At 32.9% G+C, this 24,857-nt stretch carries 20 protein-coding genes and 1 tRNA gene; 11 read left to right on the top strand and 10 right to left on the bottom strand.

What is annotated here, in order from left to right; translation table 11 throughout:
* A complete protein-coding gene (locus A9G41_RS09775; protein WP_065582645.1) occupies window positions 1-615 on the top strand; it encodes a hypothetical protein in 615 nt (204 codons plus the stop codon).
* A 248-nt stretch (window positions 616-863) separates the two neighbouring features.
* Here the strand turns inward: A9G41_RS09775 and A9G41_RS09770 are convergent, their stop codons facing one another.
* The 3 genes from A9G41_RS09770 to cmoA form a co-directional block, all read right to left on the bottom strand.
* Window positions 864-6,857, bottom strand: coding sequence for an alpha-2-macroglobulin family protein (locus tag A9G41_RS09770; RefSeq protein ID WP_075539606.1), 5,994 nt, complete (start codon window positions 6,855-6,857; stop codon window positions 864-866).
* 623 nt (window positions 6,858-7,480) lie between these two features.
* The gene (gene cmoB, locus A9G41_RS09765) at window positions 7,481-8,449 is read right to left on the bottom strand and encodes a tRNA 5-methoxyuridine(34)/uridine 5-oxyacetic acid(34) synthase CmoB (RefSeq protein WP_065653036.1); all 969 of its coding nucleotides are present in this window, start codon (window positions 8,447-8,449) and stop codon (window positions 7,481-7,483) included.
* Window positions 8,450-8,485: 36 nt separating this feature from the next.
* Window positions 8,486-9,217 (bottom strand): carboxy-S-adenosyl-L-methionine synthase CmoA, encoded by a 732-nt coding sequence (gene cmoA / locus A9G41_RS09760; protein WP_075539605.1) that lies wholly within the window; start codon window positions 9,215-9,217, stop codon window positions 8,486-8,488.
* A gap of 72 nt (window positions 9,218-9,289) precedes the next feature.
* On the opposite strand from cmoA, the gene A9G41_RS09755 reads away from it, so the two are divergent.
* Both A9G41_RS09755 and rnd read left to right on the top strand, forming a co-directional pair.
* A complete protein-coding gene (locus A9G41_RS09755; protein WP_065653038.1) occupies window positions 9,290-10,444 on the top strand; it encodes a metallophosphoesterase in 1,155 nt (384 codons plus the stop codon).
* Between the two features lie 24 nt (window positions 10,445-10,468).
* Window positions 10,469-11,551, top strand: coding sequence for a ribonuclease D (rnd, locus tag A9G41_RS09750; protein WP_065588768.1), 1,083 nt, complete (start codon window positions 10,469-10,471; stop codon window positions 11,549-11,551).
* A 32-nt stretch (window positions 11,552-11,583) separates the two neighbouring features.
* Here rnd and A9G41_RS09745 read toward each other — a convergent pair whose 3' ends face one another.
* Both A9G41_RS09745 and mtnN read right to left on the bottom strand, forming a co-directional pair.
* The gene (locus A9G41_RS09745; protein WP_065653039.1) at window positions 11,584-12,210 is read right to left on the bottom strand and encodes a TRIC cation channel family protein; all 627 of its coding nucleotides are present in this window, start codon (window positions 12,208-12,210) and stop codon (window positions 11,584-11,586) included.
* Window positions 12,207-12,899, bottom strand: a complete 693-nt coding sequence (gene mtnN, locus A9G41_RS09740) for a 5'-methylthioadenosine/S-adenosylhomocysteine nucleosidase (RefSeq protein ID WP_075539604.1) — start codon at window positions 12,897-12,899, stop codon at window positions 12,207-12,209. Before mtnN ends, A9G41_RS09745 begins: the two co-directional genes overlap by 4 nt.
* A gap of 77 nt (window positions 12,900-12,976) precedes the next feature.
* On the opposite strand from mtnN, the gene A9G41_RS09735 reads away from it, so the two are divergent.
* From A9G41_RS09735 to A9G41_RS09725, 3 genes are read left to right on the top strand one after another with little or no spacing between them, the layout of a single operon-like run.
* The gene (locus A9G41_RS09735) at window positions 12,977-13,768 is read left to right on the top strand and encodes an SDR family oxidoreductase (RefSeq protein ID WP_065588766.1); all 792 of its coding nucleotides are present in this window, start codon (window positions 12,977-12,979) and stop codon (window positions 13,766-13,768) included.
* 27 nt (window positions 13,769-13,795) lie between these two features.
* On the top strand, window positions 13,796-14,665 hold the full coding sequence (locus A9G41_RS09730) for a co-chaperone YbbN (protein ID WP_065588765.1): 870 nt from the start codon (window positions 13,796-13,798) through the stop codon (window positions 14,663-14,665).
* A gap of 12 nt (window positions 14,666-14,677) precedes the next feature.
* Window positions 14,678-14,872 (top strand): hypothetical protein, encoded by a 195-nt coding sequence (locus A9G41_RS09725; protein ID WP_075538717.1) that lies wholly within the window; start codon window positions 14,678-14,680, stop codon window positions 14,870-14,872.
* Window positions 14,873-14,916: 44 nt separating this feature from the next.
* Here A9G41_RS09725 and map read toward each other — a convergent pair whose 3' ends face one another.
* On the bottom strand, window positions 14,917-15,705 hold the full coding sequence (gene map / locus A9G41_RS09720; protein ID WP_065566973.1) for a type I methionyl aminopeptidase: 789 nt from the start codon (window positions 15,703-15,705) through the stop codon (window positions 14,917-14,919).
* A 210-nt stretch (window positions 15,706-15,915) separates the two neighbouring features.
* Between map and rlmC the strand changes: the two genes are divergently transcribed.
* Window positions 15,916-17,082: a 23S rRNA (uracil(747)-C(5))-methyltransferase RlmC gene (gene rlmC, locus A9G41_RS09715; protein ID WP_075539603.1), complete on the top strand. Its 1,167-nt coding sequence runs from the start codon at window positions 15,916-15,918 to the stop codon at window positions 17,080-17,082.
* A gap of 439 nt (window positions 17,083-17,521) precedes the next feature.
* On the opposite strand, the gene A9G41_RS09710 is transcribed toward rlmC, so the two are convergent.
* Entirely contained in the window at window positions 17,522-17,938 is a 417-nt protein-coding gene (locus A9G41_RS09710; RefSeq protein WP_065653048.1) for a hypothetical protein, read from the bottom strand.
* A gap of 297 nt (window positions 17,939-18,235) precedes the next feature.
* Here A9G41_RS09710 and gshA point away from each other — a divergent pair, with 297 nt between their 5' ends.
* Window positions 18,236-19,807 (top strand): glutamate--cysteine ligase, encoded by a 1,572-nt coding sequence (gene gshA, locus A9G41_RS09705; RefSeq protein ID WP_075539602.1) that lies wholly within the window; start codon window positions 18,236-18,238, stop codon window positions 19,805-19,807.
* Window positions 19,800-20,579: an endonuclease/exonuclease/phosphatase family protein gene (locus tag A9G41_RS09700; RefSeq protein ID WP_075539601.1), complete on the top strand. Its 780-nt coding sequence runs from the start codon at window positions 19,800-19,802 to the stop codon at window positions 20,577-20,579. The genes gshA and A9G41_RS09700 overlap by 8 nt, the downstream gene beginning before the upstream one ends.
* Here the strand turns inward: A9G41_RS09700 and A9G41_RS09695 are convergent.
* From A9G41_RS09695 to rnhA, 3 genes are all read right to left on the bottom strand, one after another.
* A complete protein-coding gene (locus A9G41_RS09695) occupies window positions 20,560-21,627 on the bottom strand; it encodes a transglycosylase SLT domain-containing protein (protein ID WP_176700628.1) in 1,068 nt (355 codons plus the stop codon). The genes A9G41_RS09700 and A9G41_RS09695 overlap by 20 nt on opposite strands.
* Window positions 21,628-21,836: 209 nt before the next feature.
* Window positions 21,837-22,565: a hydroxyacylglutathione hydrolase gene (gloB, locus tag A9G41_RS09690; RefSeq protein ID WP_075539600.1), complete on the bottom strand. Its 729-nt coding sequence runs from the start codon at window positions 22,563-22,565 to the stop codon at window positions 21,837-21,839.
* A 73-nt stretch (window positions 22,566-22,638) separates the two neighbouring features.
* Window positions 22,639-23,112 (bottom strand): ribonuclease HI, encoded by a 474-nt coding sequence (rnhA, locus tag A9G41_RS09685; protein ID WP_065588811.1) that lies wholly within the window; start codon window positions 23,110-23,112, stop codon window positions 22,639-22,641.
* Between the two features lie 237 nt (window positions 23,113-23,349).
* On the opposite strand from rnhA, the gene dnaQ reads away from it, so the two are divergent.
* Together dnaQ and A9G41_RS09675 are read left to right on the top strand one after the other, a co-directional pair.
* On the top strand, window positions 23,350-24,087 hold the full coding sequence (gene dnaQ / locus A9G41_RS09680) for a DNA polymerase III subunit epsilon (RefSeq protein ID WP_082259649.1): 738 nt from the start codon (window positions 23,350-23,352) through the stop codon (window positions 24,085-24,087).
* A gap of 111 nt (window positions 24,088-24,198) precedes the next feature.
* Window positions 24,199-24,275: transfer RNA gene (locus A9G41_RS09675), tRNA-Asp, on the top strand.
* The last annotated feature ends 582 nt before the right edge of the window (window positions 24,276-24,857 follow it).

The raw sequence follows: 24,857 nt of genomic DNA, 5'->3' as shown, positions 1-24,857 counted from the left end.
ATGTCTACAAAAAAATCTAAGATCACAGTGAAAAAGGTTTTTATTTTTAGTTTAATAATTTTTGCCACCTATATCATTACTTTTCCTAAAGACGATTCACCACCTAATTCAATTATGGTTACTTTAGGTGGTGTTTCTCTTTGTTCACTTGCTATTTGTGGTTTAATTTTGTTAGGCCGAGCAATCTTCGGACAAGGCAACAGAAATGGACGAATTGAAAAATGTAGGGCTTGTTGTTGTACTAAAAAAGCTTCAGTTCAAACTGCTTCACATAACTATTCAAACTATACCGATAATAATGAATACGAACAGAAAGAACAAGATTTTGAAAAATTTAAAAATAGCTTAACCACAATTTGGAGTTCAGGCTTATTTTCAATTTCATTTGAATATTCCGATGGCAAAAGAGAGTTATTATTAGATAAAGTGCAAATAAACTCATATAACGAAGTTTATTTTTCTGGTTACTGTTTTGACAGCAACGATGAACGTACATTTAAAACAGACTGCTTGGAATCTTATATTGAATATGCAGAAAAAGCATACAGCCCACGCCGCTTTTTAACCGAAGCCCTTGGGTTGGATTTGGAGTATGTTAAAGAGTTGAGAGTTTAATTAAAAACTAGCTTTATTCTAATAGCTGGAAAACTTGAAAGAAAAGGGGGCGATTACTGATGATGAGTATCAGCTATTGCAAGGTAGTATATTAAAGAAAAACTAAATTTAATTATCGAAAAAGGAAAAAATTTTAGCTAGGCTAAAAAGCTATGTTTCAAAACATAGCTTTTTTTATATATTCAATATATATTGAAAAAACGGGCTTAAGCCCGTTTGGAAAATGGATAAGTAGTTGTAAAACTATTCTACGGAATGATACTTATTTTTTGCCCACCTTTTGATACGGCTTGAATATCACGATCATACATTGCTTCACCAAATGCAGGTGGAATGCTATAGATTCCTACATTAGTTGCTTTTATTTGATAAGTGAATTCTTGTATTTTATTATTATAAGTTGAACCATAAATAATAACACGATCTTCACGTACATCTGTATATTCAGGATACCAAGTGTGTTTTCCTGTTTTTATACTAATTGGTGAAACCCAGCCATAATTTTCATCATAATCATCTTCTTCATAGTCATCATATTCTTCATTATCTTGAATATATTCGTCATAATCTTTTTCCTGAGAATTTATTGGTTGTTGTACTACTTCAAAACCACCTGGTAGTAAATCAACGATGGCAATATTAGTTGCACCTTCATCTGCTAGTGCTCGGATTCTAACTGTTACGTTAATTTTATCGCCAAGTTTGACTTGTTCAAGAGGTTTGCCATCAAGATCAGTAAATTCACGATATACTTCAAGCCCCCGTTTAATTGGCTCTTTAGGGATATCTTTGTCATAACCTTGTTCAAACAACATATACCAAACAGGTAAGCTTGATTTATTAGTTAGGCTTAATTGTGCATCTTGATCATTAAACTTACCTTTAGCTAAAATTCCACTTAAATTTGCAATAATTCTTTGTTTTTCTCCATCTTTTGATATTGCATTAATTTCAAGAGTATCTTTAGATAAATTTGATTGTTCAATGCTCTGCGAATAACTACTTAAAGCCAATATTGTCATTGCAGCTGATTGAGTAGTATATTTTTGTTTATTCAGCATGATAACCATATTTTCTAATGCTTGTGCAGGAATATCTTTTGCTTTTTCAGGGAAATGTTTGCTAATTAAATAGATTTTTCCTGCATTAACGACTAATGGATCATAATAGTTGTTTAGCCACCAAGCACGATCATATGCAGCTTCTAATTGTTGCCAAATAGGTTTGATTAATTTATTTGCTTCTTTATCCATCTTTAACATTTTATAAGATGAAGCTAAATACATTGCTGTTATACCTTTTTTCCATGAATCATCTTTTCGATTAAGATTGCTAATGGTAGAGGCTAAATAGCTTGTTGTAACTTGATTTTGCCTTGTTAATAAGTAGATGGCATAAGCACGGACTCTTAAACCATAAGTACTAGTATCACTAGATTCAGCAATTGTTTGCAAATATTTATTAGCATTATCAAGCATTTTTGGGGGAACTTGATAGCCCATTTCTTTTGCTTCAAGCATAAAGTTTACTGCATATAATGTAATAAATGGATCAACATTATAAGTTGAGTACCATAAACCAATTGCACCTTCACTATTTTGGCGAGATTGCAGCACTTGGAATAATTCTGATAATGGAGCTATTCCTTCTTTTGAAGCCAGATCAAAATCACGATATTTACTCGCTATTAAAACAGGAATTGCACGGCTTACAATCTGTTCAGAACAGTAGTGTGGGTAATCCTGCAAATAGGTACTTAGGCCTTTACTTAGTATAAATGGTGAATAAGATGCAGCAGCTTCACGTTTACTTAAGTTACTATACATGTTTCTAAAATCAGTAAACGTTTGTTTATGATCTGCCATTCTTCCCATTTTGGTAATTAATCTGTATTCAGTTAATGGTCTTATTGAAAGGCTAATATCACGAGTAATTGTTATATCATTATAGTTGGCGGAAAAGTGAAGATCGCCATTACCAAGTTTATCTGTTGCTTTAAAGTTAAATTTTAAAACCCCATCTCTGCCACTAGCCAATTCAATGGTTTTTTTATTATCACTCGTGATTAATAGGTTAGGAGTGGTTGAAACTTTAACATTAATAGGAATTGTTTTATCACCAATATTTTCAATAAGATTAGTTACGTTTAGGGAAACTTCAAACTCATCATTTGGTGCAGCAAAATATGGAGCGTTAGGTTGCAAAACAATATCATTATGTACTGTTGTTGACATTTGAGTATGTCCCATTGTTTTGTCACCAACCGATACTGCCATGATACGAATTTTTCCATTAAAATAATCAGGCACTTTATATTCAACGGTTTTATCTCCATCGACATCGATAATACCTGACCAATAAGCTATTGGTTCATCTATTTTCCGTTTAAATGGATTTAAATGATTTGATAAGACATCATCATTATCACCATCACCACCGGGTGCTGAAACTGTTATTAAATGTCGAAATTCTGGCAATATAAGATCTAGAATTTGCGAAGTTCTTACAGATAGTGCTTTTTTGCGTAAGAAGCTATTTAATGGATCTTTCAGTTTATAATTTGAAACTTGCAAAATCCCTTCGTCTACGGCAAATACAACTGCTTTTTGTGGCGTATTTGTGTGTATTGTAATTGATAGTGTATCTCCTGGTTTTATTAGTGATGGTGCTTGTAATACGATTTTATCGTTAAATTGATCATTTGAAATTTTGAAAGGTATAACACCGTAACTAAGTGGACTCATAAAAATTTCATCTGAATTTGGATCACGAATAAATTGGACATTAATATACCCGTTACCACCAATATTTTTAGGGAGTTTTATTTTTTGTACCGAGCTTGTTGTGTCAGTATGGAACCACTTCCAAGTGTAAACTTTGTCACGCTCAATAGTAATAATACCGCTGCCTACATATGGTGCAGTGATTGACACTTCTATTTCATCACCTGGCTTATATTCAGCTTCTTTAATTTTTAGCGCTAGTTCGGCATTACGATCTAAATTGTGAGTAACATTAGCTGTACCAACAATTGCATATTTTCCTTGGTAAAGTAAATTATCCTCTTTATCTTTGATTTGAATAATATAATTGCCTGGATTTTTGCTATCTAATTGATAACGGGTTTTATCTTGATTGATCTTAAATGATTGTTCTGAGATGACTGATTCTTTACGACGGGACTCATATTTATAAAGACCAGAAGCTTGTTTGACTAAAATCGATAAATAAGTTTCTTCAAGTAAAACCAGTTTTAAGTCTGCTAGTTCTATTTTATCTAAAGCTGGATTAATTGCGATAAAATCAATATGGCGAACAGAATCTTTGTTAATGTATCTTAAATTACCGTCAGCTTTGGCTCCGACTAAATAATCACTCGCAGATATAAAAGCACTTGCAGTAGCAGCAACGCTGCGGCCACTTTCTGGTTCAAAGACATCCGTTAACATTCTTAGTGTATAGTTACCCTCAAAGCTTTCCATATTATCATTGAGGTTAATTTTGACTAGGCCATTTTCGTCTGTTTTTTCTTCATCTAACTCAACTTTAAAACTAGTCCTCTGGCTAGAAATATTTTGATAAAAATAGTAATCTTCATATTTTTTAAAATAAGGAGAAGATGGTTCTAGAATTAATGTATTTGTTACTCGACGATTAGCTGCATCTGTACCAATTAGATTTTTGGCTTTAATTTCAGCTTGGATATTTTCAGGTTTTAACCAACCATCTTTTATTTCTGGTAACAACTTAAGCGATACGGTTGTTTTATCTGGCTCAAACTCACGAATGACAATGGAGCTAGAACCTAATAGTATACGAGAATCTTCATCATCCCCGTCATTGTCATTTTTTAAGTATAAATTAATATACCAATTACCAGTAGGCGATTCATAACTGGTTTTATAGCTAAGTTCATTAAATCCTGATTTGTCCAGTACAATTGGTTTTTTTAGTACTAAATTGGATTTTGGATCGTAAATTTCCGCTTCTACAGAAACTCCCGCCAATGAATTAGTCCATTTTTGTGCCCTTACGATAGTACCGATATGAAGTGTGTCACCAGGGCGATAAACTCCTCGATCTGAAAAGATATGAGCTCGTAATTCTCCTCCTTCGATAGTTTCACGAATACCGCCGATATCAAAACGAGATAGATTTAAATTCCTTTCATAACTTTTAATTGGTAAAAATGATAGGTCACGACCTTTTTCAACAACGTATAAAAGTGGTTTGATACCTCGATAATATTCAGACAATGGAGCAAAACGGACATGTCCATCGCTATCAGTCATTTTAGACGTAATTGTGACCCCATTCATTCCAAGTACAGAAACTTTCGCACCATTAATTGGTTTGCCAGAGCTTATTGATTGAATAAAGAGATCATTAGATTGATCGAGCGACTTTTTGGCTATAATACCTAAATCGGTAACAACAATAAAGCGAGAAGCCATAAACTCATATTTAGCGTCCTTTTTATCTTTTCCATAAAGCCTTAATAAGAAAACACCACGATTTTTATTGCCATTTGTGTCGGCTGTTAAGTAACGAGTTAAGTCGACATTTGTGTATTTAACTTCTTCTGGAGCACCTTTAAAATTTTCAGTCACTGTGTATTTTTCCACAAAATGATCATTATTAAGCTCTCCAAAATCCATATCTGTAAATTCATAGTTTGTATTAAATGCCACCAAATGTTGAAGTTGCGATGGTATAACGCGATCTATTTCTAGCTTCATATTTTCTACGTTGCGCGAAACGATAGGTAGTTTCTTCTCACCTGATAGGGATAACAGCGATCCTTTTGCCGCAAAATCAAGATAGGTTGGGTAGTTAGGCACGGTTAATACTTGGTGATACTGTTCTTTTAGAAAGTAACCATCTTGAGACGATAAAGGTTGATTAACTTCAATATATAACTCAGAATTTTGTTCTGTTTTAAATTCAAAACTAATTTGGTTTTGATAAGTAAGTTCAGTGTCAATTGGCTTTATTGATAAAGGAATGGCTTTTTTGAGTATTTCTGGTGTTACATTGAATTTTGTTTCATAACGGTAAGAATTGTCGTTGTAATATCGTTCCTTATATGAGCGCCCTTGATTTTCAGGTAATTTCCAGACTTTAATGACTTTCGATACATCCTCTGATTTAACCGCATGGCTTAATGATAAAATTAATACTTGTTGTATTTTTTCATTACTTTTTTCAACTAAGGTAAGCTCAGTTTTGGTAACGCTTAAATGATATTTATCGGGGATATTTATTGTGCTAGTTATATCAGAATTTATTGGATTTCCTTCTAACGTTGAAGTCACACCTTTATTAATTGTTATTTTTAAATAACCCTCCTTATCGAGCAAAGGAATAGGTGCACTTTTTACATAGGCAATTTTGTCATTATTTCCATAGGTAACAGTAAAATTGATATTTTTTAAAAAGATATCATTTTCATATTCATAAAGCGATAAAATGATGTTTTTTTCAAAACTTTCTCTATCGACAGGATGGCTAAATTTGATTGTATTAACAACATTTCTAATATTAAGTTGTGTAGGATCTGAATAAAGTTCACCATGATTTTTAAATCTATAGCTAAAGTTAGGTGAATAAAAAGTTATATGACTCTCTTCAAGCTTACTATTTTCAGCTAATAGTTTTTCCTGATCTAATTCAACGGTATATTTAATGCCAAGTGGCCATGTTGTATTTTGGGGTATAAAAATTAAGGTTGAATCGTTCTGCCATTTCCATCGTCCCTCAATATTTGGCGAAATAGAAATACCTTCAGTTATTTCTTCTTTATTAAGTGATTCTAGCGGAACAGGAGAACGAAGTGAGTCAGTAATAAATTTAATCGATAAACTGTCTTGATTTGTAGTCGGAGCACTCAATTTAGGATAATAGGTACTAACAACAATAGAAGCTGGCTCAATTGGTTTAGGACGGTTTAAATACCAATGATAAGTATAATTACCAGAAAAATAAGCAATGAAACCAAAAATAATACTTGCACCAATTAAGGTTTTTATTTTATTTAATGCTGAACCAATTCTATTATAAAATGCTTTTGCATTAGGTAACCAGCTAGGTGTTGACCATTTTATATCGCCAATAATTGGGCTAAATAACCAAAAAATACCTTTTATTAAAACCAATAAAAAAATGATAAAATAGCTAATTATTTCCTCAATTTTTTGCAAAATATAAAAAGGTAGCTGCAAGATTAATTTAAGCAATCCCATTGTTTATTCCCTATTTTTAATATGTAATTTTTGAAATTAATTTATTATGTTTAAACATTTATTTTTCTGAAAGCTTTTATAAATTTTCTGACAGCTTATTTTTTATAATGAGTGATAATTTCCAGAAAATCTTTGTATAGTATAATTATATGGATAAAAAATCTACTTGTAATATACCTAATTGTTTGAGTTGAATATAAATATCCAGCGAACATTAGTTAACTTTTTATTTTTACAAACCATTTAAACTGAAATTTTAAGCTAATTTAAATGAATAAGTGATCAGAGGAATTTTAATAGAACAATAATTGAGTTAGATGATTATAGACATTAGATATGCTCGTAAGTAAGTCATACATTTAAAATATGATAATCTTATCTTAGGTAATAAGATAACATATTGCTATCATCAAGCTGGTCGGTTGCTAACCAACTTTCTTTTAATTTAATAATATGCTTTTAATTTAATAATATGTTAGAGGATTTTACAAAGTGTTTTGCATTGGATAACTGTATATTCTTCATCAAAATGTAATAAGCTAGCCACTCTTGTTTTAGGTTATTTTTACACATTTAACTGTAATGTTATATTACAGCTGTGGCTACCTATATACTGATTTGTCTTATTTTTTAGCGATAAAAACAGCCCGCATTGGCGCAGGGTATCCTTCAATGGTTTTGGTTGGATCATCAGGATCTAAAAAATCAGCAAGCGAATCCGATTCCATCCATTCAGTTTTGCGTTGTTCATCTAAGCTAGTTTGTGAAATGTCGATCACTTTTATATCCGAAAAACCACATTTATTGAGCCAATTAATCATGGTTGGAACCGATGGAATAAAGTAGACATTACGCATTTGTGCATAGCGATCACCTGGCATTAATGCTTGATGTTCATCTCCATCGATGATTAAAGTTTCCAGAATTAACTGACCTCCTTCAACTAGCTGATCTTTTAATTGGAATAAATGATCAAGTGGAGACCTACGATGGTATAACACCCCCATTGAAAATACCGTATCAAAAGCATTAAGTTTAGGGAGTTGCTCAATGCCTAAAGGCAATAAATGCGCTCTTTGATCGTTACCCAAAAGTTTGCGAATAGCTTCAAATTGGCATAGATAAAGTGCCATTGGATCAATTCCAACAGCTAGTTCTGCCCCTGCACCAATCATTCGCCATAAATGATAACCACTATTGCAACCTACATCTAAAACAATTTTTCCTTCTAGGCTATCGATATGATTAATTAGGCGCTCCCATTTCCAATCAGAACGCCATTCAGTATCAATATCGATACCATATAAGTGAAAAGGGCCTTTACGCCATGGCATCATGGTTTTCAGTAGTTGGGTAATTCGTTGTTGCTCGCCTGAAGATATAGGGTATTCACTATTGACAGTTACACTATGTAGTAAATCAATTTGAAAAGGGGTTTTAGATGGTAAGTGTTTAATACTATTTAGCCATTGATTGAAGCGGTTATCGTTATTTTGTCTTTGCCAATTTGCGAGCTGAGCTGGCAACACTTCTAGCCAGTGGCTAAGTTTATTTTTTGCAATAATTTGGTAAAAATCACCAAAATCAATCATTTTTTCATCCTTATCAGTTGCGCTGAAATTAATTGGCTATTTTATGGCAATAATAGATCCAAAATTAAAACATTGAAACCATGTATCAATATGTCTAAAACCTGCTTCAGATAGTCGCTGTTTATGCGTTTGGATTGTATCTGTTAGCATGACGTTTTCTAACATATTACGTTTTTGACTGATTTCAAGTTCACTATAGCCATTAGCACGTTTAAAATCATGATGCATATTAAATAACAATTCATCGACTGTTGTATCGCTAAAGCTAAATTTTTCCGAGAGCACTAAAATGCCATTAGGTTTCAGTGCGTTATAGATATTATTCAAAACACGTTGGCGTTTTTTTGGGGTTAAAAACTGTAAAGTGAAATTGAGCACCACCATTGATGCATTTTGCATATTGATGTTGCAAATATCATCACATATTATATCCACAGGTGTATTGGATTTATAAGACTCAATATGCCTTTTACAGCGTTCAACCATAGATTGGGAGTTATCGACTGCGATAATCTGGCAATTTTCTTGAGTAATATGACGACGAATAGATAATGTAGCAGCGCCTAATGAGCAACCTAAATCATAAATTGTTGAATTGGGTTGTACAAATCGTTCAGCTAACATACCGATCATTGATATGATATTAGAATAACCAGGAACAGAACGTTGCACCATATCAGGAAAAACTTCGGCAACTTTATCATCAAACGTCCAATCGCCTAGTTTATCAATCGGTGTTGAGAACAATTGGTCTTTTTTAATATTCATAAAACTAATTGGTACTATAGAAATTAATTTTGCTATTATAGCATTTTTTTATATTCAACTGCTCGGATAATTATGGGGTTTGTCAATTTTATTACTATTTTTATAGTATTTGTGGTTAGTGTTTTAGCAACCATCTATCTGGGAAAACGATGGCTGTTTTGGTTTGATTTTTATGTCACAGGTTGTTGTCGGTTTATTTATTGGATTGTTGTTTTTATAGCGGGACTATCGCTCATTTTTTTAAAAATAGTGAATGGTATTTCAACTTATTGGTTACCTTTGTTTTGTAATACTATTACTGGCTTAATAATTTGTTGCTTTTTTGTATTGCTTATTTTTGATACTGTACGTTGGCTAAGTAAAAAACAAGTAAAACCTAATCTATGGCTTAAAATTGCATATATCGTTATAGTAGTATTATTATTTTGCTTTGGTCATGAAATGGCAATTAACCCCAAGATTGTTTATTATCAGGTTAAGATAAATAAACCAGCTAATACCGAGCATTTACGTATTGTACAGCTTTCTGATATTCATATTAATGAGTTAACTACACACCAATTTGTTCAACAAATGGTTGATGATGTCAATAAGCTTAATGCTGATTTTATTGTTATTACTGGAGATACATTGGATAAACGCTTAAAACCTTTTATCCAAAATGATTTTGATCTGCAATTTCGACAATTAAAAGCTAAATATGGTACTTATGTCATATTCGGTAATCATGAGTATTTAGCGACAAATGAAGTAAATAACCGAGAAGAAGATATTATTAGCGCTTTTAGGCAAGCAGGTATGAAAGTCTTAAAGGATGATATTATTTCTTTTGATGATTTAGGTATCACGATAGTTGGCCGAGATGATTTTTCTTCATTTCTCTATGATGTGAAACGGGCATCATTGTCCGATTTGATTATGTTTACTGATACCAATACACCAATTATTTTACTCGATCATCAACCCAAAGATCTTAATGAACCAGCAGAATTAGGTGTTGATTTGATGATTTCTGGCCATACCCATGCAGGACAAATATTTCCGATCAATCTCGTTGAAAAATTAATGTATAAAAATACTTATGGTTTGTACCAAAATCAAGATCATCATTTTACTAGTATTGTCAGTAGCGGGTATGGTTTTTGGGGACCACCAATTCGGCTAATGACACGTTCTGAGATTGTAGTAATTGATATAGAATTTGAAAAAAGCATACACAAAGAATAAACATATTTTAATAGGAGTTTGATTTTGTCTTATCAACTTATTGTAACTAATGATCAGTTAGCTGATTATTGTTCAAAAATTGAAAATAGCTCAGCAATTGCTTTAGATACTGAATTTGTTCGGACTCGAACTTTTTATCCTCACTTAGGACTATTACAAGTGTTTGATGGTAAATGTGCTGCGTTAATTGATCCTATTAATATTACTAATTGGCAACCTTTTTTAGTGATGTTAAATGATCCTAAAATTGAAAAATATTTTCATTCGTGCAGTGAGGATATCGAAGTTTTTCTTCATCATTTTGGTATTGTGCCAACTCCAATTATCGATAGCCAAATATTAGCTTCTTTTTTAGATAATCCTTTAAGTAGTGGTTATGCTAGCTTGGTAAAAAAATATTTAGAAGTTGAGCTTGATAAGAGTGAAACTCGAACAGATTGGTTAAAACGACCCTTAACTGAAAAGCAGTGTAACTATGCTATTAACGATGTATTATATCTTTTTCCATTAATCAACATTTTAAAGGAAAAATTAACTACTAATCATTATTTACAAGCAGCTTATCAAGAGTGCCAAATGACAGTAGATCGGAAATGTGAAATAATAGATCCAAACGATGCTTATTTAAACATTAAAAATAGTTGGCAACTGAAAGGTAAAAGTTTAGGGCAATTGTATAAATTAGCGAGTTGGCGATACAAGCTGGCCAAAGAGCAAGATATTGCTTTAAATTTTGTGATTCGTGAAGAAGTATTATGGAAAATAGCTCGTTACTTGCCCACTTCATTAGCTGAACTTGACAAGTTAGGTGTAAAGGGGAAGGAAATTCGGTTATATGGGCAAGCAATTTTAGATATTTTAGCTGCCCCTACACCCGACATTTCAACTATCTGCCGAGTGAATAGTTACCCTGATTATAAAAAAATTACCGAAGAACTAAAACAAGCAGCACAGGCTATTTCTTTAAAAACAAAGCTTAGTGAGGATTTATTGCTTTCACGGCGCTTAATTAATCAGTATGTAAAATGGAAAGTAGATAAAAAGGGCAATGAGCCAGAATTATTAACAGGCTGGCGTAAATCTTTATTTAAACCATATTGCTCTTAATGATTGGTTGCGTGTAGGTTTAATTTTGAGGTTTAAGTATTTTTTAATCCAATAATAGGTAAAGTGAGTTTACGATAAATAGCCAATAATCGAATAATAAGCGTGGTAATAATACCAATCAATGTTGAATATTCCAATGGGAGTTTGAGTGCATTATAGGCGATAACATGAGTTGCACCGCCAATTAAGCAAGCCGTAGCATAAATGTCGGTTTTAAATACCATTGGAATATCTCGAGCTAGCACATCTCTAAGAATACCGCCACCAACACCCGTCATTACTCCCATACACACGGCTACTAAGCTGTTTACATTAGAGTCAATGGCTTTATTCACACCAATGCCTACAAATACTGCAAGCCCGATAGCATCTAATACAAAAAATAACCATTTAGGTATCGTGATTGAAGGTGAATAACGTAATAAAAGCATTGTCACTAACGAGGTAACGATAGCAACATACAAATCAGTCGAATCAGAGATCCAAAAGATTGGTCCATGATTTAAAACTATATCGCGAATGGTGCCACCACAAATGGCGGTGATGACAGCTAAAACTAAAGCGCCAATGGGATCCATTTCTTTTTTGGCTGCTAATAATACGCCAGAAATAGCAAATACAATAGTCCCTAATATGTCAAACCAGAAAAGATAATTCACGCAAGCTCACTTAGCATTGCTTCAACTATCAACGACGATTGTTTTGCGGCTAATTTTAAAAAGGCTTGAAAATCAACAGCAGATTCACTATCTCCATTATCTGAAATAGCTCGAACAACGACAAATGGCACTTTAAATAGCCAACAAACATGCCCAATGGCAGCTGCTTCCATTTCAACAGCAATGGCATGAGGGAAAGTTTGTTTTATTCTTGCCAAATTGCTTTTACCATTGATAAATGCATCGCCACTACCAATAGAGCCTTCAATTGCATTAACGCCGTGTTTTTCGATACAATTTTTAGCTAATGATTGGTATTTAGGCTCTGCGGCAAATGCCACAGGGCAACCAGACATTTGCCCTGATTTGTAACCAAAAGCGGTTAAATCAACATCATGATAAAAAACATCTTTTGAAACAATAATATCACCAATATTGAGGCTAGAAGATAGCCCACCTGCCGACCCTGTATTGATAACGGCATCAACTTTATAATTGTTTAATAATAATGTTGTTCCTGATGCTGCAGCGACTTTACCAATACCTGATTGCAGTAACACAATGTCACAGCCCGCAATTTGCCCACAGTGAAAATCACAACCTAAATAGTGTTCAACATGATAATTGGTGATTTTACTTTTTAAAATGGCGACTTCTTCTTCCATGGCTGCAATAATGGCGATTTTCATACGATCCTCTGGGCTTTGTTTGGGTAACTTTAATTTAGATATGCTATCATAATTTGAGAAGATAAATTTGACAATATATGAATCAATCGGAGCTGAAATTGCGAACAATTTTTATCACAGGGTGCTCAAGTGGAATAGGGCTTATTTCGGCAATTGCATTAAAAAAACGCGGTTATCGTGTTATAGCGTCGTGTCGAAAATTATCAGATCAGCAAAAACTTATCGAGCAAGGGTTTGAAACAGTGTTGCTTGATCTTGATAATCCAGAATCAGTTAAACAAGCTGCCCAAACGGTTATAGCCTTAACAGAAGGTAAATTATATGCGTTATTTAATAATGCCGGTTTTGGTGTTTATGGACGATTAAACACGATCAGCCGTGAACAGTTGGAATCTCAATTCTCTACGAATTTTTTTGGTGTACATCAGTTGACGCAATTATTACTTCCTGCCATGCTGGCACAAAATGAAGGGCGTATTATTCAAACAAGTTCTATTGTTGGAATAGTTGCAACGCCTGGGCGAGGAGCTTATTCAGCGAGTAAATATGCATTAGAAGCGTGGTCTGATGTATTAAGGCTGGAATTGGCTAAGACCAATATCAAGGTTAGTTTAATTGAGCCAGGACCATTAAAAACTTACTTTTCGAATAATGTTAATCAGGTTGAAAAGGAAAAAATTGTAAAAAATCCGCCTATAGCTAAACGGTTCACTTTACCGCCTGAAGCCATTTTACCTTATTTATATCATGCGTTAGAGCACGCTAAGCCAAAAATCCGTTACAGGGTAACAAAAATAACTAAGATAGCAGCTATTGCTAAACGTTTGCTTCCTGATAGATTAATGGATAAAATTCTAAACAACAAGTAATAACCGATCATATCCCTAGGACATAATATGCAAAATCAATTTATTTTTGATGTTAATGAGCAAAATATTCAAGAGGTGATTGAACGATCATCTCAATCTCCCGTGTTGTTTTATTTTTGGTCAGCAAGAAGTCCAAATTATGAGGCGATGACTCAAATATTAACTAAATTAGCTAATCAACATCATGGGCAATTTATTTTAGCGAGTGTTAACTGTGATGAGCAACAAATGCTCGCAGCTCAATTTGGATTACGAGCGATCCCAACCGTTTACTTATTTCAAAATGGGCAACCTGTTGATGGATTTCAGGGACCACAACCTGAGGAAACAATCAACGATTTTCTAAAAAAAGTGCTGCCGAATGAGGATGAACTTAAGTTAGTTGAAGCACACAATCTATTTAATGAAGAAAAATATCAAGAAGCTTTGCCTTTATTAAAAGAGACGTGGAAATCGTTAACTGACCATCTAGGTAAGCCAAGAACTGATATTGCATTACTGTTGATAAAAGCGTATATACAATTAAAACAATTGAGCGAAGCAAAAGAAGTACTTGCAACCATTCCTTTGCAAGATCAAGGTGCTGATTATCATAGTTTGCAAGCAGAGATCGAATTACTTGAACAAGCGGCTAATTCGCCAGAGCTTCAGCAGTTACAAAATCAACTAGCCAAGCAACCAGGCAATACTGAACTTATGATTCAATTAGCTTCGCAATTAATGTCGGTAGGTCGCCATGAGGAAGCACTTGAATTGCTTTTTAACCCATTAACTAAAGATCTTAATGCTGGTGACGGACAGTTAAAAAAAGCGTTACTTGATTTACTTGCAGCACTAGGTACAAGTAATCCACTAGCAAGCGGTTATCGACGCAAGTTATACACATTATTGTATTAAAAACTAAGCGCTATGAAATTTAAATTAGAACGAATTTTTAAGAGATTGCTGATAATGTTGTTAAGTACAAATCAGGGGACTGCAATTTCCTGTGCTGCTTATATTAAATCTCTGAAAAAAGATATACATAGAAGTAAAATAGATGAGTTAAATAAAAAGTTAGCGCAAAAAAACGCTAATATAAATATTATAGATAGAGATTTATAAAATGGGGAGATTCAACAATAACATATTGTTGAATCTTTTTTTACTTAGTGTTCAATAATACGAGGAAAATCTTCGTTGCTACGTAGCGTCAACACTTCAACACCGTTGTCTGTCACTAAAATGGTATGTTCATATTGCGCAGAAAGACCATGATCTTTCGTTTTGACAGTCCAACCATCTTTCATGGTTCGAGTGCGCCAGTCACCAGTATTTACCATAGGTTCAATCGTAAAGGTCATACCTGGTTTTAAAATGACACCGCCATCATCTGCATCATAATGCAAAACTTGTGGTTCGTCATGATAGACTTCACCAATACCATGGCCACAATATTCACGTACCGATGAGAAACCGAACTTATCTACATACTTTTGTATCGTTTTACCAATTTCTTTTAAACGAATACCTGGTTTTATGATTTTAATTGCTTCGTAGAGACTTTCTTGTGTAACTTGGCATAGCTTTTCACCTGTAATTGTTGGCTTTCCTGCAATATACATTCTAGAGGTATCGCCATGAAAACCATCTTTGATAACAGTCACATCGATATTTAAAATATCACCATCTTTCAGCTTTTTATCAAAACTCGGGATGCCATGGCAAACAACATCATTAATTGAAATACAGCTCGTATGTTGATAACCATGGTAACCAATATTAGCAGGTATGGCTTTTTGTACGTTGATAATATAATCGTAACAAATTTTATCTAATTCACCTGTACTAATGCCTGGTTTTACATAGGCTTCAATCATTTCTAAAACTTCAGCCGCCAGCTTACCAGCTATGCGCATTTTTTCGATTTCTGCGGGGGTTTTTAACTTAATAGACATTAAATTCTTCCTGTAATAGTAATGACAATATCCTATCATACACCGCTATTTCGTCAAATCATACTAGCGGATTAAATGGGTATTTTACTTAATATTTTTGTAAAAAAGTTTCAGGAAGCTATATGTTTTAGTATAAAATAAAAAACAATACTTATTTATTAGAGTGAATTCAATCCATAATAATTCATTATAAAAAAGGTTTTTATATTAATGCAATGTCGTTTTTATCAGCAAAAAAAATGTTTTTCTTGCCAGTGGTTAGACCGCCCATATCACATACAATTAGCCGAAAAACAAAATAAGCTGTTACAACAATTAAATCAGTTTAAACCAACCGACGTCAAAGAGCCATTTGCTAGCCATGAAACCGCTTTTCGTAATAAAGCAAAAATGGCGGTGCTAGGTACTGTTGAAAAACCTATTTTGGGTATACAAACGGAAAATGAGATGGTCGATTTATGTGATTGTCCTCTTTACTCAAATAGTATGCAAAATATTTTAAAACTGGTTCGAACTTTCATCCGTAAACAAGAGCTTGTGCCTTATAACATCAATAAGCGGAAAGGGGAGTTAAAATTTGTTATCATTACCGAAAGTAAAATAGATGATAAAATCTGTTTTATGATCCGATTTATTTTAAAATCGCACAAGTTTGTTGATAGAATAAATAATTCTTTCAAACAATTACAAGAAAAAATTCAAAACTTATTGGTGGTATCAATAAATATACAATCTAATCATGCGGCAATATTAGAAGGCGACGAAGAGTTAGTTTTAACAAAGAGCCCATTCCTACCCATGACCTTAAATGGTGTTCCTCTTTTTATTAAACCTAAAAGCTTTTTTCAAACTAATACTGATGTTGCTAGCAATCTTTATAAAACAGCAAGTGACTGGATTGCAAATTTACCTATCTATTCTATTTGGGATCTGTTTTGTGGCGTAGGTGGTTTTGGATTAAGTTGTGTCAGCCAAGGAATAAAGAAAAATATTCAATTAACAGGGATTGAAATTAGCCCAGATGCAATTGAGTGCGCAACAAAATCTGCTAATAATCTGGGATTTAAACAGTTAATTTTTAAATCGCTTGATGCTACCCAGTATGCTATTGCTGAACAAAAGATTCCTGATTTAGTATTGCTAAATCCGCCAAGGCGGGGAGCTGGCAAAATGCTTTCACAGTATTTAGAACAAATGTCGCCTAATTATATTATGTATTCAAGTTGTAACTTATCTTCACTTGTTGAAGATTTAAAATGGTTAAATAATTATCAAATTACTAAATCGCAATTATTTGATATGTTCCCACATACTGCTCATATGGAAGTTTTAATTTTGTTGAAAAAAAAGAGTGCACATGAAAATAAAAAGCTTTAATTTTTCCATAAGTTCAGCGCTAGAGTTGTTGAATAAATGCTAGGTGTAACTATTGGCATCATCTAAATTTTGGTTTTAAAAAGCATAGCCAACAAGTTTTTTAAATCGCCAGTTTTATGTAGTAAAGCGATAACCTAATCGTAAATTTAAATATAAAACAGCGATAGCCCTAGTTCATGAAATTGCCTCTAATTTATTGAACCACCTATGGAGCACTGATTGCTTTAACAAGACGTTGGGGTAGGTGGTATCGTATTTGCACGGCAAATGATTGAGAAGCAAACGAGCAAGTCTATTACTATCAATTAATCATTGTGGAATGATTCAAATCGGATATTTCTTGGTTCATTGCCACATAATACATTTGATTCCTATATTGATATATAGGTAATAGTAGCTGTGCCTTAATGCCCAAATTGATAATTATTTTTTATTAATTTTAGATTATCTTACCTTTATAAACATAAACTGGCCTCATTGAACCACGTTCTCCATTTTCAGCAAGGCAAAAAGTAAAATCTTTATTTACAAAATAAATGGGCGGAAATATCCCATCATTTCTATTTTCAAGATAGGATAAAAACTTTTCTAAAGAAGATAAAAATAGATGTAGATTGTTGCCTTTTCCATCAATTAACACATAACCCGATATGTTTTTATCTATATCAAGATTATTAATATCAATTGCCCCTTGAGGCGCAATATATTGACTCCATAAAGGACCATGCGTTTTTATATCTTTTTTTATAAAAGGCTTTCTAAAATTATGAATTATGGCTTTTCTAATTTCTATTGCTTTATTTCTCTTAATGTTAATGCCAAAACAGTGGCTATATGTCGAAAACAATGTGTTCATGTAATTATCCTCAAACCCTTAAGTACATAACCACAAGGGAATTGCATCAAAGTAGGCATAATGTTTACTCTATTGATCATGATTTCAATTATGATTAGTAAATACTATCTATGCAATAGATAAAAATTTATCTCGATAGTTTTAACTATTGATAATAGGTAGCATTATTTTTTATTTTATTTCTACAACACGCGTTATTTATTTTAGCCATTCACAAAATGCCAAAATGATCTATAGTAACGAGTAAATTATGATAATATTAACCTTATAAAAACTTAATGTAGGAAAAGCAAGATTATGATTCCTGATGTCTCAAAAGCACTTAGTTGGTTAGAAAAACACTATACCATTTTACAAGGTATTCAACGAGGTCTTGAACGTGAAACTTTACGCATTTTGCCTGATGGGTCATTGTCAAAAACGTCATTTCCGCCAAAAATTGGGGCAGCATTAACTCATCCGTGGATAACGACTGATTTTGCCGAATCAATGTTAGAGTTTATTACCCCCGTTAATAGCAATATTGACTATATGTTGACATTTTTGCGTGATTTGCATCGTTATGCTAGTGTAAATATTGGTGATGAAATGATATGGCCTTTAAGCATGCCTTGTTTTGTTGCTAATGAAGAAGATATTATCCTTGCACAATATGGTACTTCAAATGAAGGGCGCTTTAAAACAGTTTACCGAGAAGGGTTAAAAAACCGTTATGGCGCAATGATGCAGACAATTTCGGGGGTTCATTATAATTTTTCATTGCCCACTGCATTTTGGCAAGCAAGAGATGGAGTAAAAAATACCGAAGAAGGTAAAGCGGTCATTTCGGAGGGCTATTTTACGCTAATTCGCAATTATTATCGTTTCGGTTGGGTTATTCCTTATTTATTTGGTGCATCGCCATCGATGTGTTCTTCATTTATTCAAGATCTACAAAAAGCTAAAGCATTTATTGAGCAGACTAATGGAAACTGTTATTTACCTTATGCAACCTCATTAAGATTAAGTGACATTGGGTATACAAATAATGCACAAAAACAGCTTGGTATTACGTTTAATCATTTAGATACCTATGTTGAAGGCCTAAAACGTGCAACTCATACCAAGTCAGCAGAATTTGCTAAGTTAGGTATTAAGGTTGATGGCCACTATCGCCAATTAAATGACAATGTTTTACAAATTGAAAATGAGTTTTATGCACCAATTAGACCTAAACGAGTACCAATGGCAGGGGAGTCACCGTCAGATGCTCTTTTGCGTGGTGGTATTGAGTATATTGAAGTGCGAGCATTAGATGTTAATCCTTTTTCACCGGTGGGTATTACCGAAGAGCAAATACGCTTTATTGATCTTTTTTTAATTTGGTGTGCATTAGCACCTGCTCCTGAAATGAGTAGCCAAGAGCTTGAATGTGCTAAACTAAATTGGAATAGAGTCATTATGGAGGGTCGAAAACCAGGACTTGAAATCGGTATGGGTTGTGATAGCTATCGAGAGCCTTTGGCTAAAGTTGGGCATGAATTATTTAAAGACTTATTACGTGTTGCTGATGTTTTAGATCATCAAGACGATGAAAAAAACTATCGCACTGTCTGCGAGCATTTAGACTTAATGTTTGATCAACCTGAATTAACTTTATCAGCAAGAACATTGCAAGCAATAAGTGATTTAGGTACGGAAAAATTTGGTTTAGCTTTAGCAAGTCAATATAGAAAACAGCTTATTGCTGAGCCTTTAGCATTATTAACTGATGGTGATTTTGTTCAACAACGTAATTTATCTATTGAAAAACAGAACAAAAAAGAGCAGAGTGATACTTTATCTTTTGATGAATATTTGAAGAATAAGTTGAACGGAAAAGATGTTTAAAAAACGACATTATACATTACGATATCAGGCAAGTAATGAAGTTGAGTTAATCTTGCCTAATCAACCAATTATAGTAAATAAGCCGTTAATCGATCAAACTTCCTTTTCGGTTTTAGTTTGGAATATTTTTAAACAAAAAAAAGCTGATTGTATCGATATTCTTAAACAACATGCTGATAAAACTAAACTGATTTTATTACAAGAAGCTCAAACCACATCACCGTTACTTAATTTTATTTCACAACATAATAAAATTGCCGATCATGTTCCAGCATATTGTTTTAATGATATTTATGCTGGCGTAATGACAATTTCAGATGTATTACCAGCTTCTCTTTTTTCTTTCAGAGAAAGAGAGCCACTAATTCGTGTCCCTAAATCTGCTTTAATTACTATTTATCCTATCAACAATTCTAAAAAACAATTATTAGTTGCGAATATTCATGCTGTAAATTTCAGTATTGGTGTAAAAGCCTACCGCCAACAAATACGTATGCTATTAATTCGAATAAAAGAGCATAACGGTCCAGTTATTTTAGCAGGGGATTTTAATGCATGGAGCAAACAGCGACTAAATTTGTTGTATCATCTTGTGCGCTCAATTGAGCTTAAGCCTGTTAATTTTCCTGTGGATATTCGAAAAACATTTATGGGAAAACCACTTGATTTTGTTTTTTATCGAGGATTACAACTTAATGCTGCTGAAATCATTAGTACAACAGCTTCAGATCATAATCCTCTATTAGTCAATTTTAGATTGGATTTGCATTAGCAAGATTGATTGTTAAGATATCGCCTTCTTGTACTTTAGAATTCTTAAGATTATTCCACTGCAATATATCGGTAATCTTTACACGATAACTTTGAGCGATAGAGTAAAGGCTATCACCTGCTTTGACAAGATAGGCAATCTTTTTCACATTTCTAGAAAAACTCTCTTTACGTGCAATACTATTGTTTTGCATAAAGCCAGATCTAAATTCAAATGGCATATTAGTACGAGGAGTATCTTGTAGAAGTTCTGTAACCTCATTGACAACAAGGTTATCTGCTTGTAATTTTTTAAATAAATCTGCCGCATGAGCATAAGGAACAAGCAAATGGAAAGGACCATTTACTGTTTGTTGCACATACCCTGCATTATATGTTGTTAACTCATCAAGTGATAACTTAGAGTATTTAGCAATTTTAGCTAACGAAATATTTTTAGATATATCAATTCTAACAAGTGAGTTTTCATAATTACAATCAGGTAACTTAATTCCATATCGTTTATTATTCTTAACAATATCAATAATTGCTAAAATTTTAGGGACATAATGCATAGTTTCTGTCGGCAATTCTAGTGCCCAATAATTAGTTGGTAAACCTTTAGCCTGATTTTTTTCAATGGCTCTTCTTATTCGACCTTCACCAGCATTATAAGCCGCCAAAGTTAATAACCAATCGCCGTTAAAACGGTTATTTAAATTTTGTAACAAAGAAATAGCCGAGTTAGTGGATGCAATAAGATCCCGACGAGCATCAAATGAACTACTTTGTTGTAGTCCGTATTCTTTAGCTGTAATTGGAACAAATTGCCATAATCCCGCTGCTTGTGCTGATGATGTTGCAAGTGGATCATAAGCACTTTCAATAAGAGGAATTAAAGCTAGTTCAGCAGGTAGATTATTTTTACGAAGTTGATTTATTATGTAATAGACATAAGGCTCTGAACGTGAAGCAATCGTTTCAAATCCTTTAGGATTACGTAATAATCGTTCTCTCTCTGCATTAACGCGACTATTTTCTGGAATATATGCGTCAATTTGATTAAGCATATATTGCCATGGATTTTGCGTGATAGATGCATAATTACGAGAACTATTTATATTATTAGCTGTGTTTCTGGAATACTTTATTTTAACTATAGGATTATATCGCGGTCCATTATGTTGACATGCGATTAAAAACAAACATAACGCTGTAAATATTAATAACTTTTTCATTGGTTCGTAAGTTTTCATCTAAATTGAGTTCGGTATTATACCTAAAAAATGTCTTTTTGGCTCCTAAAAAAAACAAACAAATCTAATTCATTGTTAAAATTGAATTTATTTTGCAATTGATTTTCATGGCATCGCAAAAATAAATTAATTTGTTTTTCTTTAGACAAAATAGACGGTAATGTTTGCGATTGTTTTGAGATCGAATTTAAGTAGCTTTTGATGTTTTCATCATCGGGTAGCATTTGAGAGGCAAATGCTAAATTGGATAGAGTATATTCATGCCCTGCACAAACTAAAGTATCATTAGGTAGTTTTTTTAAATGATTTAGCGAATCTAACATTTGCTGATAAGTACCTTCAAAAATTCTACCGCAACCCGCTGAAAATAAAGTATCTCCAGAAAACAAAAAAGGCTTACAGTAATATACTAAATGACCAAGCGTATGCCCTGGTACAGCAATGACAGTAAAATTAAAATCACCAATACAAACGCTATTTTGATTAACAAGATAATTAATTGGTAAATCAATTTCGCTAGGGCCGTATATTTCAATATTTTGATATTGATTTTTTAATTCATATACCCCCCCAGTGTGATCGATATGGTGATGAGTAATTAAAATTCCAAGGGGTAATAATTGATGTTTATTAATATAATTAATCACAGGTTCAGCTTCGCCAGGATCTATAATCACAGCTTGATTATTAGGATTAGTTAGAATCCAAATATAATTGTCTTTTAAGGATTTAATACTATGTAATTGATACATATTACGTTTATACCATTAGTTATTTTTCTAAAGCAAGTTAATTTATATTTGTTGAATAACACTATTTTATAAGTTAATTATCTACAGATTGTTCAAATATCATATCTTGTAAAGTAGGGGATTGAGCTTGTGTTTTAGCTATAATGTCACAACGTTCATTTTCAATATGCCCTGCATGACCTTTGACCCAAATCCACTCAATTTTATGAGGTTGCACTAATTCATCAAGCCTTTTCCATAAGTCGACATTCTTTACGGGTTTTTTGTTGGCTGTTTTCCAGCCATTTTTTTTCCAGCCATTTATCCAATTGATAATCCCATTACGCAAATATTGGCTATCAGAATATAGTTCAATTTGACAGGGATGTTTTAATTTTTCTAAAGCAACAATCGCAGCTAATAATTCCATGCGATTATTCGTTGTTTTAAAAAAACCTTCTGATAATATTTTTTCAGTTTCTTTATATTTTAAAATAGCCGCATAACCACCAGGACCTGGATTACCAAGGCAAGAACCATCTGTATATATTTCTATCTTTTTTAGCATGTTCTGATTTCTTTTCTCAATATTGTTGATCAAGTTTGTTGTTTTAGTTAAATTTTTTATTACAATTGAAAGCATGCAATAATTGGGCTTTATTTTGTTTGTTGATTTCCTCCCACAAATTTAACCATTTGACCTTATTTCATCTATAGGTATCAGGTATCAACATTAAAGGGTTTTGGTGTTAGACTATACCATTAAAAACGTTTTTCCCCAATTACTGATATAAAAGAGAAGAAAGTGATACATAATCCTACACGCCAAATCGTATTAGATACAGAAACAACAGGTATGAATCAAGAGGGTAATAATCATTATGAAGGTCATAAGATTATCGAAATAGGTGCTGTTGAAGTCATAAATCGCCGATTAACGGGTAATCATTTCCATGTTTATATTAACCCAGAACGTTTGATTGATCAGGAAGCTTTTAAAGTCCACGGTATAAGTGATGAATTTGTTAAAGATAAACCTATTTTTAAAAATATTGCCCACGATTTTATTAAATTTATTGATGGTGCCGAATTAGTCATTCACAATGCCTCGTTTGATGTAGGCTTTATGGATTATGAATTTCGTCTTTGTGGGCTAGATTTTAAAACTGCTGATCATTGTCTTGTTACTGATACCCTGTCTATGGCAAGGCGCCTATTTCCAGGTAAACGTAACAACCTAGATGTATTATGTGAACGCTATCAGATCGATAATTCTCATCGAACGTTGCATGGTGCTTTATTAGATGCCGAAATTCTAGCTGAAGTTTATTTAGCTATGACAGGGGGACAAACGACGTTATCATTTAGTTCAGAAGACAATAATTTATCTTCATCTGAACCTAATGCAATAAAAAGAGTAGAGCGTAATGGGGTTCCTTTAAAAGTCATTAAAGCAACAGAAGATGAGCTTTTTGAACATGAGGCAGTTTTGAAGAAAATTGATAAAAAATGTGGCGGTGCATTATGGAATTCGTTGCAATGATTGTTTTGTATTCAATTAAATTTCAATTTAAAATTTTTTATTGACGAGACTAAAAATAATCTTTAATATTGCGCCTACTTTAGATGTTCTTCATCTAAGTGACTAAAAAGCGGAGCGGTAGTTCAGTTGGTTAGAATACCTGCCTGTCACGCAGGGGGTCGCGGGTTCGAGCCCCGTCCGTTCCGCCAATTCCATACAGTAGTTATACCAATCAAATTTTCCATTATAGTCTAATGACCTCTACGAATATGCTAATAATTTTTGTCAAAAGTTGCCATGCTTATTGTGTTTTCTAATTTTTAAAGTTAGCTTTCCTCCAATTATATTGAGAAATAAAAAATCCGCATTATTTCCGTCAAAAATTTCAGGTAGATGTGAGTTTTAGTATAAAATCATTGCCCAGCCCATATATAATTTGCTAAATTTTATTTAAACTTTTTTAAGCAAACTTGGCTATCTAAGTAAGCGATGCGCTAATCAATGTCTAGAATTTAAGCTACACCTCTTGTAATGTAAAATGATTTTCTACAATTAATATTTCCTAAATATATTCAAAATCTCTAATTTATGTAAGGATAGTCTTTTTTCTTCAAAGTGATTGTATATTTCATTAGCGATTATTATTTTTTTTTAATGATCAATCAGTAATAGATAAGCAAATATTATTGATATACTGTTTTTTAGTTAAAGAGTAAATGGCGTCAAAATATATTTGAATTTTATTAGAATATATTTTTTAAAATTCGACAATTAGCGGTTTCTATATCCCG

This window comes from Gilliamella sp. Nev5-1, assembly GCF_001690895.1.
Classification (GTDB): Bacteria; Pseudomonadota; Gammaproteobacteria; order Enterobacterales; family Orbaceae; genus Gilliamella; species Gilliamella apicola_C.
Note: the sequence above shows the minus strand (reverse complement) of the source record. Positions and strands in the feature narration are given on the sequence as shown.